The organism is Bacillus sp. GW821-FHT11D08, assembly GCF_058808515.1.
On record NZ_JBXARS010000001.1, the window covers coordinates 161425 to 176125 of the forward strand.

A 14701-nucleotide genomic window follows, 5' to 3' on the forward strand; every position below is an offset into this window, starting at 1 on the left:
TCTTTATAAATGAGGAACCACAAGACCTCCATACAAAAACGCCGCGATAATCAGGAAGGCCGGATGCATCTTGAATTTTGTCAAGGCAAGGAGGGAAATCCCCGCAATCACTATCGCTTGAACCCAGCCGATCGCTTTGATGCCGTCTGCGCCGATTTGCCAGGTAAGAATGAGCATCATGACGGCGATGACAGGCTGGACGGACAGCGTCATGCCTTTGATGACGGGGGATTGGCGGAAGCGCTGAATGATGCGCAAGAGGACGATCAATGCGAGCGCCGACGGTACGACGGTGGCGATCAGCGCAATCAGGAAGCCGGGCCACCCGCCTGCGCTGTAGCCGACATACGCCGCGATTTTGGTTGCGATCGGGCCTGGCAATGCGTTCGCAAGCGCGAGCATATTTGAGAATTGATCGTTTGAGAGCCAGCTGTATCTGTTGACGACTTCTTCAAACATCAGCGGGATCGACGCCGGTCCGCCTCCATATCCGAGTACGTTTGCGACAAAAAACGCCATAAATACATAAATCATGATCATGAGGCCGACATTCCTTTATCTTTTGAACGTTTATTTGTGATTTTGTCTTTCAATTTAAAATGAAACGCGCCGTACGCTAAGAAAATGATAATGACAAAGCCGGGATTGATCTGCAGCGTTTGCAGGCCGATAAAAGCGATGATAAAAAATAGGATGCCCGTGACCCAGCCGAAACCTTTAAGCGCTTTTTGGCCAAACTCGTACGCCATAATGCCGAGCATGACGGCGATTACCGGTGTTACGGCGCCAATCATGCCGGCAACAATTGCTGAGTGGCTTAAGACATTGACAGCCGCAAACAAGCCTACCATAGCAAGACATGTAGGCAGAATATGGGCAAGGGTTGCCACGATTGCGCCTAACGTGCCTTTCAGCTTAAAGCCCAGATACGCAGCCATTTTTGTGGCAATCGGTCCGGGAAGCGCATTAGCGATTGCTAATATTTCTCCGAATTCATCATCATCTATCCATTTGTATTTATTGACGGCTTCATGGCGGATGAGCGGGATCACCGACGGGCCGCCCCCGAATCCGAAAATGCCCGTTCGGACCATCGCCGCCGTAATGTCCCAATAGGGATGTTTCATGGCTATGTCCTCCTTACAGCTTCATGCCCGTTCTGCTTTTATACCGTTTAATCAGCATTTGGCAGTCGACGCTGACGACGCCTTTTTGCGTATAGAGCCGTTTTGTCAAAAACTCTTCCATCTCCTGATCATTTGCGAAAATGCCGTGCATATGCAGCTTGCTCGGTCCGGTCATATGATAAAGGCTTGTCACGGCCGGCTCCTTTTCAAGCTTTAATGCGGTTTCCTCCAAATACTGCGGCTCCACCTCCACATTAAAAAACACGGACACATGGCGGCCGATTTTCGCCGGGTTGATGACAGCGGTGAATTTTTCAATCACACCGGCATCCAGTAAATGCTGAATGCGGTGCTGAACCGCCACTCGCGACAGGTTAACCCGCTTTCCTACGTCTGTATAGGAAATCCTCCCTTCCTCGTGCAAAATCGAAAGAATCTGTTTATCCGTTTCATCAAGGACAAGATTCGGAATGCTGTATTCATGTTCCAACCCGCTTCACCTTCCTTCATTTGGTAGACATTATTGTATCATGAAACGTTACGGTATGAAGGGAGAAATTTTTTATTGTTTTCGATACGTAATAACTTAGAATTATTTCTTATCGAAAAGTAAATAGTGTGTGAGATTTTCTTTCAGGAATGTGGATGGCCGCGAAGCCGCTTTTTATACTTGAGAAAATTTGTAAAGGGGCTTGCCATGAATACTTCAACCATCGGAACGAAACAAATGGTCGTCAGTCCGCATTATCTCGCTTCTCAGGCGGGGGCCGGCATTCTGGAAAAGGGCGGAAACGCATTTGACGCGGCAGTGGCGGTCAGCGCCTGTCTGGCAGTCGTGTATCCGCATATGACGGGTCTTGGCGGGGATTCATTTTGGCTCACTTACCATAAAGAAACGGGACGAATCAAAGCTTATAACGGGAGCGGCCGTTCAGGGAAGCATGTGACGAGAGACTTGTATCGGGGCAGAGAAGCGATCCCTCTGCGCGGGACAGAAAGCGCCATTACCGTTCCGGGAATGGCGGACAGCTGGGATGCCGTGCTTTCGGCGTACGGGCGTCTTTCTCTCGCTGAGGTGCTGAAGCCAGCTCTTGATTATGCGGCAAACGGATTTCCAGTGTCCGCCGACCAGTGCGCCCACACAGAACGCAATCTCGCTCTTTTAGCCTCGATGCCTTACACCTCGGCCATTTTTACGAGAAACAAAAAAGCGCCCATGCCCGGTGAACGGTTTGTCCAAAAGGATCTGGCGGCCAGCTTGGAGCAGCTTGCCCAGAAAGGCAGAAGCGCTTTTTATGAAGGAGACCTCGCTCAACGCATCACATCCTTTCTGCAAAACAACGGCAGCCGTCTGACACTTGATGACTTTAAAGCCCACCGCGGCGAGTGGACGAACCCGGTATCCTCCGATTACCGCGGGTGCAAAATCTATCAGGCTCCGCCGAATTCACAGGGTTTTACAGGCTTAATGACGCTCAATATATTGGAAAACTATGATTTTTCTCAGATTGAACACGGTTCCTTTGACTATTATCATCTGCTGATCGAGGCGCTGAAGAAGAGTTTTCAGCACCGGAATGAAGTGCTGACTGATCCGGCATTTTCTCATATTCCGCTGGATCGGCTGCTTGATAAACGGTATGCAAAGCAGCTCGCGGAAGAAATCGGTAACGTGGCTGCGCCGGCGGTAAGCCGGCCGGTCGGAAGCGACACAGCTTATGCCGCCGTCGCCGATGCGGAAGGAAATGCCGTTTCCTTTATTCAGAGCCTCTATTTCGAGTTCGGATCTGCCGTTACAGCGGGGGAGACGGGCATTCTGCTGCAAAACCGCGGGTCATTTTTTTCGCTGGATGGATCCCATGTCAATACACTTGAACCCTGCAAGCGGACGTTCCACACCCTCATGCCGGCGATGACCTGTAAAGAAGGAAAGCCTCACATCCTGTACGGAACCCAGGGAGGAGAAGGCCAGCCGCAAACTCAGACAGCGATGATTACGCGCATCATTGATTACAAAATGGACCCCCAGCAGGCGATCAATGAGCCGCGCTGGGTCTGGGGACGGACATGGGGAGAGGAGTATGAAGGGCTGAGGGTTGAAAGCAGAATCAGCCCTGAAACGAGAGAAGCCCTAAGGCAGAGCGGCCACCGCGTCGAGACCGTTGGTGATTTTGACGGGCTTATGGGCCATGCGGCAGCGATCGTCATTGATGAAGAAGGCTTTCTCCAAGGCGGGGCCGACCCGCGCGGCGACGGAGCGGCCGCAGGAGTATAGACTACGCTAACTGATGAAAAAAATAAGCACGCCAAGCGCGGCAGAAAGACCCGCGTAAAAAGAATCGTACACATTTTGCTTTTCCTCCCGCCGGTGCCGCCATTCCATTAAGCCGCTGCAGAAAAATAGCATGAAAACAACTCCCGCAAATACGTACATTTCATTGAAAAAAGTCACCGCTGCGATGCCCGTAATAAGCAGTGTGATTTCGATTAATCGATGTGTGCCGTTTATCGGCTTCTGCTTTTTAACAGGCTTTGGCAAATTGAGAACTTTGACGGCAAATACTTGAAACATAAGGCTGAGCAAAATAAATACGGCTGAAAAAACCAGTAACTGAATGAAATCCATCGTCTGCCTCCTAAAAATGTGTCACTCGTTTCATACGGGTGAGGGCCTTGTAAGTTTCGGCATTCTATAAGACATTAGGCTGAGTTACATGGTAAAAGACTCAAAAAAGACCCCTTACGAAAGGGGTCTTTTTGACTAGTTTCTTCTATTATAATGGTTCCTGCTTCAGGTCGGGCGTACAAGTGTATATGTCTTCCCGAGTCTGGCGTATTCGTTCCCCGCGAGCCTTGCCGCAGGCTTCAGCTCATCTGTCCGTATGTAGCCTTTATCGGCGTCATATACTTGGTCATTCAAATGAAAACAAACGACTCTGCCGATGATGAGGTCTGTCGTCGTTTCTCCGCTGTCATTTTGGAACGGAAGATGGCGTTCGAGTATACATTCAAACCTCACTTTTGCTTCTTTTATACCGGGAACGCTGATGCAAGCGCTGTCTGTCACAGAAAAGTCTGTCATGCCAAGTTCACTGACATCAGGATCAAGCCTTGCCGCCGTTTTGTTAATGTCTTCAATAATGGACTCATCACTGACGTGCACCACGAATTCCCGATGAGCGATTGCGTTTCTCGCGGTGTCTTTCTGCCGACCGTCCGCGCGGCTGACTGAGATGGCCAGAAGCGGCGGTTCTGCGGAGACAACGTTATAGAAACTGAAGGGCGCCGCGTTTACGGCGCCGTTGATGGATGACCGCGTAGTGACAAATGCGATCGGCCGGGGAACAACTGTGCCCGAAAGCAATTTGTAAGTGTCTTTTGCGTTCAGTTCGTCTGCTCGTAAGATATGCATGATTTCGGCCGCCTTTCTTTATCGTATGACCTGATTATACAGAAAGAAAATTCGGAAACACAACAAAAGAAAACCGGCTGCATATCTTATCACGTGGCATATATCTGATTGAGGAAAAAGGCTTCCGTTTAGCCGGCAGCCTATTTACGAATGGTGTTACTTGTAGTTTTTCTTTACAACCCAGATGTTCCCGTCTTTCCAGTACTCTGTTTTGCTGCAGTAATCGTCTTTTTTGCAAGGGTCTTTTTTATGAGGACGATAAGTTTTTTTCTGCGTGCGTTTTTTCTTGCGGCGGCATGATTTCTTGTGGCTGCGAGATTTTTTGTGAGACCGGCATGATTTTTTGTGGCTGCGAGATTTTTTGTGAGACCGGCATGATTTTTTACGGCTGCGAGATTTTTTGTGAGAGCGGGATTTTTTATGGCTGCGAGATTTTTTGTGAGAACGGGATTTTTTATGGCTGCGAGATTTTTTGTGAGAACGGGATTTTTTATGGCTGCGAGATCTTTTGTGAGAGCGGCACGATTTTTTATGACTGCGAGATTTTTTGTGAGAACGGGACTTTTTATGACTACGAGATTTTTTGTGAGAACGGGATTTTTTATGCTTGCGAGATTTTCTCTTCTTACTGCTTTTTGGTTCTTGGTACAAATAATCTTCCAATCCCTCGGTGCTTGCGGACTTTACTGCTTCTTCGATATCAGAATGGGAATAGTGGCCCATTTTGAAACCTCCTCATGATATATGTTTTAAGGATGCGATCCTTACTACCACATAGTACGCATGAATGAAAAAAGTGTATGTGTGATTCGCTGAGTTTTATATAAAAAGCACAGCCTAAATTAATACAGGGAGGTTTACCGATGAAAGACCAATCAACATTGCCTCTATACCAGCTGTTTATTCACCCGAAAGACTTAATGGAGCTGAAAAAAGACATTTGGGATGATGATCCGGTGCCCGCGGTGCTGAGAGTGAATCAAAAACGGCTTGACATTGATCTGGCGTACCGCGGCTCTCATATAAGAGATTTTAAGAAAAAATCGTATCATATCGCTTTTTATTCGCCGAAAACATTTCGCAGGGCGAAAGAGATACATTTAAACGCTGAATACAAAGATCCGTCGATGATGCGGAATAAGCTGTCTCTCGATTTCTTCGCGGAGCTTGGGACGCTGTCACCAAAGGCGAATTTCGTAACCCTGCAAATCAATGGCAGACATGAGGGGGTGTATCTTGAGCTGGAGTCAGTGGATGAATATTTTCTGGCGAAACGGAATTTGGCGGACGGCGCTGTTTTTTACGCGGTTGATGACGACGCCAATTTCTCCCTCGTCAGTGATCTGGAGCGGGATACGAAAACATCGCTCGAACTTGGTTATGAAAAGAAAACGGGAACGAAAGAAGACGATTTATACTTGCAGGATATGATCTATAAAATTAATACCGTGCCGAAGTCAGAGTTCAAGGGGGAGATCGTCAAACACTTGGACGTCGATAAGTATTTGCGGTGGCTTGCGGGCATCGTGTTTACCTCAAACTACGATGGATTTGTTCATAATTACGCTTTGTACCGGAATCATGAAACGGGACTTTTTGAAGTCATTCCGTGGGATTACGATGCGACGTGGGGAAGAGACATTCATGGTGATCGGATGGAGGCCGATTATGTCAGAATACAAGGGTTTAATACCTTGACTGCAAGGCTTCTGGATGAACCGTATTTCCGCAAAGCGTACAAACGGCTTTTGGAAGAGACGCTTCAGACCCGGTTTACCATTGAACATATGAAGCCGAAGGTCATGTCACTGTATGAGCAGATCAGGCCGCATGTCGCGAAGGATCCATATAAGAAAGAAGAGATTGATTGCTTTGACCGGGAGCCTGAAGTGATTTGCGAATACATTAAGGAGCGGTCAGCCTTCATCAGCAGTGAGTTAGAGCGGTGGAATATCTGATTTGGAAATGAAGAAAGATTTTTTACAAATAGGCTGGTGAATCAGTTCCCGAAAATAATCGTGATACGTATATATGCATTATGCTTTTTACATTATGAGAAAAATGACTAGGAGGACAATAGATGAAACGCAATACGAAGCGGCAGCGGTCTGATGACAACTTTTTGCATGCAATGGAAGGAAAAGTGATTACTGTCTACCGGGGAGGCCCGGAGTCCAAGACAGGGAGATTAGCAGACATTCAATCGGATTATATCGCTCTTCAGGTTGATAATAAAATCGTTTATTATCAATGGAAACACGTGAAAAGTGTGACGGAAAATACGAGTGAAACCGTATCGCCGGCCGAAGCGGCAGAATGTGAAAAAGCTGATGATTTTCAAGACCTGATCAGCCGGATGACCAATCGCACGGTGCAATTGAATCAGGGAGGTCCGGAATCGAAAAGAGGAAAGCTTCACGAAACAGGGGATGATTTTCTCGTGCTGGAAACAGAAGATGACGGAATTGTATATTTTAACGCCGACCATGTCAAAAGCATCAGCGCGGAACAAGAAGAGGACGGCCAAGAGGAGGAGCGCCCGGAATTTGAAATGGCTGATGATTTTCACGGCATATTTAAACGCCTGATCCACAAATGGGTATCCATCAACCGCGGAGGTCCTGAAGCAGTTGAAGGTATACTTGTGGATAATTCCGACGGCCACTACACTCTTGTGAAAGATAAAGAAGTGCTGCGGATCTATCCTTTTCATATCAAGAGCATCAGCGAAGGGGCAAAAGGAGCAGCTAAAAAAGAGGAGAATAAAGACGACGAGAATAAAGGTGAGAAAGAGAGCGCCGAAGAAGAAAAGCCGCATGAAGAAGAATCACGCGAAGAGCAGCGTACTTCCTCCAAAAAGTCGAAAAGATCATCAAGATCCGTTCGATCTTCAAAACGGGAGGAAGAGAACTCTTATAGCTACGCCACTGTATTAAGGACAATAGATTATCGGTGGAAACGCGGCCGTAAATGATTGGAAAGATTGTCCGTAAACGCGGGAGAGGGGGGAATGAAATGGCTGGATTAAGCAGATTTCTGGATAAACAAGTCGATATTGAGATATCGGGGAATACGACATTTTCAGGAACTCTTTTGGATATCGGTCAGGATATCATTGTGATTCATGACGGCCGGACGTTTCTTTATATTCCGCTGCTGCATCTTCAGAGGATGACATTGACGCTCCCGGACGAAGAGAATAAAGAACCGTACGCAAGAAAAAAAAGTCCGCATCCCGAAAAACAGGAACATTCCTTTTCTTACCGGAATACCCTCCAGCATATAAAAGGCAGATTCACAGAAATATTTGTTACGGGAGACCGTTCCATTCATGGGTATGTGACAAGTGTTTTAAATGATTATTTTGTTTTCTTCTCTCCGGTTTATAAGACTCTTTTCATCTCGATGCATCATTTGAAATGGCTGACACCCTATTCCGATGAGCAGACGCCGTATACATTAAACAGTTCAGAGCTGCCGGTTGTTCCCGCTAATGTGCCCCTTGTCCGGAATTTTGAGGAACAATTAAAAAGATATATCGGGAAGCTGATTATTCTGGATTTAGGAGATATACCGAATAAAGTGGGGCTGTTGCAGGATGTCTCAGATAATATTCTTGAATTGACCAATGCAGACGGCGATACTGTTTTTTGGAAATTGAATCATTTAAAAACCATGCACCTGCCATAAATGATAAAACTGCCTCTCTTATACAGCAGGCAGTTTTTTTTCATGGGAGCTAAAGGTAAATCCAACTGATCCAAACATATAAAACGGTAATGGTAAACACGACAGTGAGAGGGACAACGATAATGGTCGTTTTGATATATTCTGACCAAGAAACTTTTTCGCCGTGCTGTCTGATGATATGCATCCAGATCAGCGTGGCTAATGTCCCGATCGGCAGAAGCAATGATCCGATATCACTGCCGATAATATTAGCCAGATAAATGATTTTTACGGTTAATGGGTCGATGGACATTTCAGTTAAGGTCAAAGTGCTGATCATTAAGGCGGGATGGTTATTGAACAAATTAGAGAGGACGGATGTAGCAATGCCCATAATAGATGCAGCGTGGGCAATGCTTTGTGAGACATAAGGCTCAATAGACTGAACAAGCAGCGCCGTCAGTCCGATATTATGCAGTCCGTAGATGATAATGTACATCGTGAAGGCAAAAATAAAGATATGCCAAGGCGCTTTCCTTAATAAATCTGCCGGTCCGATTTTTAAATAAAACCATCTCCAGCCAAGCAGGATGACTGAACTGATGACAGCCACGAGCGAAACGGATATGCCGTTGTAAGAAGCTGCAAACAGACTGATCCGGACGAACAATACAAATGCCAAAACACAAAACATGATGTTCGTACGGCTGTTTTGGGTCGGGTCTGGCGGAGGCTGAAGCGGATGATATCGTTTGTGTTCCAGCGAGTCAAAATGAACCGGAATATCGGGGAGCTGTTTCGGCAAACGGCGGTAAAAAACGGCAAACAGCAGAAAGGCCATAAACACCAGTCCCAGCGTGCCGGGGATAAACATCATATTGGTGTACAAATAAAGGTCCATGCCTATCATTTTGAGAGAAATTAAATTGACGATATTACTGACGCCGATCGGGGTGCTTGCGGCTGTCGCAATTAATACGCCGCTTATTAAATACGGTGTTTTCTGATGTCTTTTAAGTCCGAGATATTGTAAGACCAATAGTAAAATAGGAGTGGTGATTAAGACGCTGCCGTCATTATTCAGAAAAAGCGTCATTGAAAAACAGAGCAGGTTGGTCAGCCAAAAAAGCCGAATGCCCGATCCCTTGGCGCGGTGAAGCAGTTTGGCCGCCGCCCAGTTAAAAAAACCGAAGCTTTCCAGCGCGATTGCCATAATCATTGTGGAGATAATGGTTATTGATGCTCCGGTGACTTTTGACCCTATATCCCCCAAATCATGAAAGGAAACGGTTCCGCATAACAAAACGAGAATGGCGCCCAGCGACGCCGGAACGGCTTCATTTAATCCCCCGGGTCTCCAAAATATAAAAATAATGGTCACAAAGAAAGAAATCAGGGTCAAAATGACGGTAATATGTGTAATGTGTTCTGCCTCCTTTTAGATGGGTCATTGCCGCCCCGTTATTTTTATCCCTCCTGATCAGTTGTACTGTATGTATACGGGTACAGGTCGTAAGGTGTACTGAGCGTTTCTACCAATTTAGTAAAAATCCATAAAAGCACAAAAAAAAGAGGCTGCTTTCGGCGGCCCTCTTTTTTATGCATTTTCCTTATCCGCCTGCAATAAAGCCTGGCGTTTATTCATAATATCCAGAAAGTGTTTCAGAATCGGATTTTGATTATCCTTGCGGTAGGCAATGACCCATTCGGCCGTGAGCTGCACCTGATTAATGCCGCGGTAGGCGACTTCGAGATTAAACAGCTTTTTAGCAGAAGAAGGCACGAAGGTTACACCGATGCCGGCACTAACCAATCCGATCACCATTTGATACTCCGTCGCTTCCTGAACGATTTTCGGTTTGAAGCCCGCCTGCTCGCAGTAGTTTACAAACTCTAGGTATAAAGTCGGCCATGTTTCTTTCGACAGTGTGATAATCGGTTCATTTTTTAAATCCTGAATGTCGATTGTCTGTTTAGCGGTAAGCGGGTGCTGCTTCGGCAAGGCCAGAATGCACGGACTGCTCTGCACCTTTTCCATATGTAACGCGGAATGCTGTAAAGGCGGATGAAGGATGCCGATATCAATGTTCCCCTTCAGAAGTTCTTCCTGCTGTCTGAAAGAAGAAATTTCACGCAGATCAAGCTTGACGGAGGGGAATTTTTCGCGGAATTCCCGAATGATCGGCGGCAGAAATTCATATGTGGCCGAGCCGACAAAACCGACGACAAGGCGGCCGAGCTCTCCCCGCGCCGTTCTCTGCGCCATTTCAATCGCTTTGTCTATTTCTTCGATCGCGTTTCTGCTGTGTTTTAAAAAACTTTCTCCGGCAGCTGAAAGCTCTACAACCCGTTTCGTGCGCTTTAATAAGGTCACGCCGACTTCCTTCTCAAGCTGTTTGATCTGCTGGCTGAGAGGCGGCTGTGTCATATTTAACCGAAGCGCAGCTTTGCCGAAATGAAGTTCTTCGGCAACGGCAATAAAGTATTGAAGATGGCGAAGCTCCATCCTTATCCATTCCTTTCTCTTTGTTAATTATTCGTGAAACATATTAATCATACGGCGAATTGATATTGGAGGTCAATTTCCAAAGAGTGTATAGTGAATAATATCACAAATTACTTAAAATTTTATATTTAATATGCATAATAAGGAGTGAGGGTGTTGGCAAAAGCAACAAATGAACTAAAAACCTCTGGAAAAAATCGGGGGGCGGAGCTTGTTGTTGATTGCTTAGTGGAGCAAGGTGTCACACATGTTTTTGGCATTCCGGGTGCAAAAATTGATGCAGTATTTGATGCGTTAAAAGATAAAGGACCTGAACTGGTTTTATGCCGTCACGAACAGAACGCTGCATTTATGGCTGCGGCTGTCGGAAGACTGACTGGAAAACCAGGCGTTTGTCTCGTTACTTCAGGCCCGGGGGCATCCAACTTGGCGACCGGCTTGTTAACGGCTAATACAGAAGGTGATCCGGTAGTGGCGCTGGCGGGTAACGTAATTCGCGCAGACCGGTTAAAACGGACACACCAATCATTGGACAATGCGGCGCTATTTCAGCCGATTACAAAATACAGTGTAGAAGTACAGGAAACAGGGAATATACCAGAAGCGGTAACAAACGCCTTCAGGGCAGCGTCAGCAGGTCAGGCAGGCGCGGCTTTCGTGAGCTTTCCGCAGGATGTTGTGAATGAAATCACAAATGTGAAAAACGTACGCAGCGTGCCGGCGCCGAAACAAGGCCCTGCACCGGAAGAAGCGGTCAGCGCGGCTATCGCGAAAATCCAGACGGCGAAACTTCCCGTTCTGTTAGTCGGCATGAAAGGCGGAAGACCGGAGGCGGTAAAACAAATCCGCAAACTGCTTGCCAAAACAAAACTGCCTTTCGTAGAAACGTACCAAGGGGCCGGCACATTGTCCAGAGAGCTGGAAGACCAATATTTCGGCCGGATCGGACTGTTCCGCAACCAGCCGGGCGATCTTCTGCTTGAACAGGCGGATGTCGTATTAACGATCGGTTATGATCCGATTGAATACGATCCGAAGTTCTGGAACGTAAACGGTGACCGTGCTATTATCCATCTTGACGAAATCCAGGCTGATATCGATCATGCCTATCAGCCGGAATTAGAATTATTAGGCGATATCGCCGCTACGGTTAAACAAATTGAACACGACGCTGTGACATTTGATATGGGCAGCCGTGAACAAGAAGTGCTGAGCGAATTAAAACAGATGCTCACAGACAGCGAGAAGGCGCCAAGCGACCATAAATCCGACAGAGTGCATCCTCTGCAAATCGTCCAAGAACTGCGCAATGCAATTGATGACGACGTAACCGTCACTTGCGATATCGGTTCTCACGCGATCTGGATGTCCCGCTACTTCCGCGCTTATGAGCCGCTGAAACTGTTGATCAGCAACGGCATGCAGACATTGGGCGTAGCGCTTCCTTGGGCGATTGCTGCCACATTGGTGAATCCGGGTGAAAAAGTCGTATCCGTTTCAGGAGACGGAGGATTCCTGTTCTCTGCAATGGAATTGGAAACGGCAGTCCGCTTAAAAGCGCCGATCGTTCACCTTGTATGGAATGACAGCACATATGATATGGTCGCATTCCAGCAAATGAAAAAATATAACCGTACATCATGCGTAGATTTCGGAAACATTGACATCGTAAAATATGCAGAAAGCTTCGGCGCCACCGGCTTGCGCGTTGAGTCACCGGAACAGCTGGCAGACGTGCTGCAAAAAGGCTTGAACACAGAAGGTCCTGTCATCATTGACATTCCTGTCGATTACAGTGACAATGTCCATTTATCAAGCGACATGCTTCCGAAGCAATTCAAAGAAAAAATGAAAGCAAAAGCTCTCTAGCACTCTGCGCACCATGACCTGTTTTCTAAAACAGCCCAATTTAAAAGGAGTGAAGGGAATATGAAAAACGCAAGCGACATCCATATGATGAGCCGCGGAGAAAAAGGCTCACCTGAGGATCAGATCTATCAAGTATCAACAATGACATCTCTGCTGGACGGAGTATATGACGGAGATTTTGATATGGCTGACATTCCGAAGTTCGGTGATTTCGGAATCGGCACGTTCAACAAATTGGACGGCGAATTAATCGGATTTGACGGAGAATTTTACCGTCTGCGCGGCGACGGAACGGCTACGCCTGTTAAAGGCGGAGACCTGTCACCATTCTGCTCATTCACATTTTTCACGCCTGATATGACGCATACGATCGACGGCGAAATGACCCGTGAAGAATTCGAGCAGGAAATCGCCAGCCTTCTGCCTAGTAAAAACTTATTTTATGCGATCCGTTTAGACGGCGTATTTAAAAAGGTGCAGACAAGAACGGTAGAACGCCAGGAGAAACCGTACGTTCCGATGATCGAAGCGGTGAAAACACAGCCTGTGTTCAACTTTGACGACATTCAGGGTACAATCGCCGGCTTCTGGACGCCGGGGTACGCAAACGGCATCGCTGTTTCCGGATATCACCTGCACTTCATTGATGAAGGACGCAATTCCGGCGGACACGTATTTGACTATGTCATTAAAGATTGTAAAGTGACCATTTCTCAAAAAATGAATATGAACCTCAAGCTTCCGAATACGGCGGACTTTTTCAACGCAAATTTAGATAATCCGAATTTTGCGAAGGATATCGAAACAACCGAAGGAAGCCCGGAATAAATTAAAAAAGAAAGCCCCATTTTTCTCGGGGGCTTTCTTTTTATTTGGCTGAACCGGCAAAGATTAGGTAAAATACAGTCAAAAGGGAAAGGTGTGGTAGCTGTGAAAGTATTGGTATTAGCGGTTCATCCTGACATGAACAACTCAGCGGTCAATAAGGCGTGGACAGAAGAATTAAAAAATCATGATGAAATCACGGTCCGTGAGCTTTATAAAGAATATCCGGACGGGAAAATAGATGCGGAAAAGGAACGGCAGCTGTGTGAACAGTATGACCGGATCGTATTTCAATTCCCGCTGTACTGGTACAGTGCGCCTCCGCTTTTAAAAACATGGATGGATCATGTGCTGGCGTATGGCTGGGCTTACGGCTCCAAAGGAAAGGCGCTGCACGGCAAAGAATTGCTGCTGGCTGTTTCCGTAGGTGCCGGAGAGGATGCATATCAGGCAGGCGGGTCTAACCATTTTTCACTGAGCGAGCTCTTAAGGCCGTTTCAGGCAATGGCTAATTTTACGGGTATGACCTATTTGCCGGCTTTCGCGATGTACGGGGTTAGCAGCGCCGATGCTGCGGCTATCCGTGACAATGCCAAACGCCTGGCGGATTACATAAAGAAGCCATTTTAGAGTCGTATGCATTCATCTTCATCCGACAATATTTCCTGAGAAATATTTCGAACCTTAGACGTTTCTGACTGCTCAAGAAAGAAAAAACGGATTTCGCGCTGAATTTGCGAAATCCGTTTTGATATTATGTCAGTTTTTGCAGATCTTTTGTGCTGATATATCCCGTTGCGCCCCCGTAATCGACAAGCGCCCAGCCGAAGTCAATGCCGCCGCCGGCTGTCTTTTTCCATCCGAGGAAAGAAACGCTCGTGTTTTTAGCAAGGGAAGCTTTGACCGCTTGTTTGTCTGTATATACTTTTGTTTTTGCCGTTGTTTTTACGGTTGTTGCTTCTTTAACAATATAATGAGTAGATACAAATCCTGTTTTTCCGTTTTTATAATGTACTTTTGCCCAGTCAGCGTTCTGGAATGAAACGATCTTTAAGCTGTCGCCTAAATGAAGGGTATCAGCTCTCGGACTGGCTGCTGATGCTTTTGTTCTGACGTTCAATGCTTCCGCGGAAACGAGATAAGAGTCAAGCGGGTAGCTGTACAGATCGTCAATTTTGACCGCTTCTTGCGCGTGTGTCTCGGGAAGAGGCGTTATTCCGGCAGCTGAAGCCGCTGTTATTCCCGCTGCAAGGGTCAGAATGGATGCCGCTTTGGCTGTTTTCTTCATCTGTA

The 14701-nt window shown here is 46.7% G+C and carries 16 protein-coding genes; 7 read left to right on the forward strand and 9 right to left on the reverse strand.

Annotated features, from left to right (window positions below; genetic code table 11):
- Positions 1-3: 3 nt before the first annotated feature.
- Genes chrA through chrS form a run of 3 tightly spaced genes read right to left on the reverse strand, consistent with a single transcriptional unit; the run spans position 4 to position 1617 of the window.
- On the reverse strand, positions 4-540 hold the full coding sequence (gene chrA / locus AC1RRX_RS00880) for a chromate resistance efflux protein ChrA (protein WP_015418373.1): 537 nt from the start codon (positions 538-540) through the stop codon (positions 4-6).
- A complete protein-coding gene (chrB, locus tag AC1RRX_RS00885; protein ID WP_015418372.1) occupies positions 537-1127 on the reverse strand; it encodes a chromate efflux transporter subunit ChrB in 591 nt (196 codons plus the stop codon). Before chrB ends, chrA begins: the two co-directional genes overlap by 4 nt.
- Positions 1128-1140: 13 nt before the next feature.
- Positions 1141-1617 (reverse strand): chromate efflux transcriptional regulator ChrS, encoded by a 477-nt coding sequence (gene chrS / locus AC1RRX_RS00890; protein WP_007407537.1) that lies wholly within the window; start codon positions 1615-1617, stop codon positions 1141-1143.
- Positions 1618-1824: 207 nt separating this feature from the next.
- Here chrS and ggt point away from each other — a divergent pair, with 207 nt between their 5' ends.
- Positions 1825-3402 (forward strand): gamma-glutamyltransferase, encoded by a 1578-nt coding sequence (gene ggt / locus AC1RRX_RS00895; protein ID WP_039063761.1) that lies wholly within the window; start codon positions 1825-1827, stop codon positions 3400-3402.
- A gap of 6 nt (positions 3403-3408) precedes the next feature.
- Here the strand turns inward: ggt and AC1RRX_RS00900 are convergent, their stop codons facing one another.
- The 3 genes from AC1RRX_RS00900 to AC1RRX_RS00910 form a co-directional block, all read right to left on the reverse strand.
- Positions 3409-3753, reverse strand: coding sequence for a DUF4181 domain-containing protein (locus tag AC1RRX_RS00900; RefSeq protein ID WP_032867449.1), 345 nt, complete (start codon positions 3751-3753; stop codon positions 3409-3411).
- Between the two features lie 165 nt (positions 3754-3918).
- Complete coding sequence (locus AC1RRX_RS00905) at positions 3919-4539, reverse strand: flavin reductase family protein (protein ID WP_007407534.1); 621 nt, start codon at positions 4537-4539, stop codon at positions 3919-3921.
- Between the two features lie 156 nt (positions 4540-4695).
- Positions 4696-5262: a CotG/ExsB N-terminal domain-containing protein gene (locus tag AC1RRX_RS00910; RefSeq protein WP_144463864.1), complete on the reverse strand. Its 567-nt coding sequence runs from the start codon at positions 5260-5262 to the stop codon at positions 4696-4698.
- Positions 5263-5402: 140 nt separating this feature from the next.
- Here AC1RRX_RS00910 and AC1RRX_RS00915 point away from each other — a divergent pair, with 140 nt between their 5' ends.
- The 3 genes from AC1RRX_RS00915 (at position 5403) to AC1RRX_RS00925 (ending at position 8229) form a co-directional block, all read left to right on the forward strand.
- Entirely contained in the window at positions 5403-6497 is a 1095-nt protein-coding gene (locus tag AC1RRX_RS00915; RefSeq protein ID WP_007407532.1) for a CotH kinase family protein, read from the forward strand.
- Between the two features lie 122 nt (positions 6498-6619).
- Positions 6620-7513, forward strand: a complete 894-nt coding sequence (locus AC1RRX_RS00920; RefSeq protein WP_007407531.1) for a hypothetical protein — start codon at positions 6620-6622, stop codon at positions 7511-7513.
- Positions 7514-7554: 41 nt separating this feature from the next.
- Positions 7555-8229 (forward strand): hypothetical protein, encoded by a 675-nt coding sequence (locus tag AC1RRX_RS00925; protein WP_007407530.1) that lies wholly within the window; start codon positions 7555-7557, stop codon positions 8227-8229.
- A gap of 49 nt (positions 8230-8278) precedes the next feature.
- Here AC1RRX_RS00925 and AC1RRX_RS00930 read toward each other — a convergent pair whose 3' ends face one another.
- The gene (locus AC1RRX_RS00930) at positions 8279-9610 is read right to left on the reverse strand and encodes an arsenic transporter (RefSeq protein ID WP_012118610.1); all 1332 of its coding nucleotides are present in this window, start codon (positions 9608-9610) and stop codon (positions 8279-8281) included.
- Positions 9611-9805: 195 nt separating this feature from the next.
- Positions 9806-10714 (reverse strand): acetoin biosynthesis transcriptional regulator AlsR, encoded by a 909-nt coding sequence (alsR, locus tag AC1RRX_RS00935; RefSeq protein ID WP_007407528.1) that lies wholly within the window; start codon positions 10712-10714, stop codon positions 9806-9808.
- A gap of 156 nt (positions 10715-10870) precedes the next feature.
- Between alsR and alsS the strand changes: the two genes are divergently transcribed.
- From alsS to AC1RRX_RS00950, 3 genes are all read left to right on the forward strand, one after another.
- On the forward strand, positions 10871-12583 hold the full coding sequence (gene alsS / locus AC1RRX_RS00940; RefSeq protein ID WP_007407527.1) for an acetolactate synthase AlsS: 1713 nt from the start codon (positions 10871-10873) through the stop codon (positions 12581-12583).
- 60 nt (positions 12584-12643) lie between these two features.
- Positions 12644-13411 carry an acetolactate decarboxylase gene (gene budA / locus AC1RRX_RS00945; protein ID WP_003151318.1) on the forward strand — a complete coding sequence of 256 codons (768 nt, stop codon included), beginning with the start codon at positions 12644-12646 and terminating at the stop codon, positions 13409-13411.
- A 102-nt stretch (positions 13412-13513) separates the two neighbouring features.
- On the forward strand, positions 13514-14038 hold the full coding sequence (locus AC1RRX_RS00950; protein WP_020956445.1) for an NAD(P)H-dependent oxidoreductase: 525 nt from the start codon (positions 13514-13516) through the stop codon (positions 14036-14038).
- A 124-nt stretch (positions 14039-14162) separates the two neighbouring features.
- On the opposite strand, the gene AC1RRX_RS00955 is transcribed toward AC1RRX_RS00950, so the two are convergent.
- Positions 14163-14696: an SH3 domain-containing protein gene (locus AC1RRX_RS00955; protein WP_007407525.1), complete on the reverse strand. Its 534-nt coding sequence runs from the start codon at positions 14694-14696 to the stop codon at positions 14163-14165.
- Positions 14697-14701: the final 5 nt, after the last annotated feature.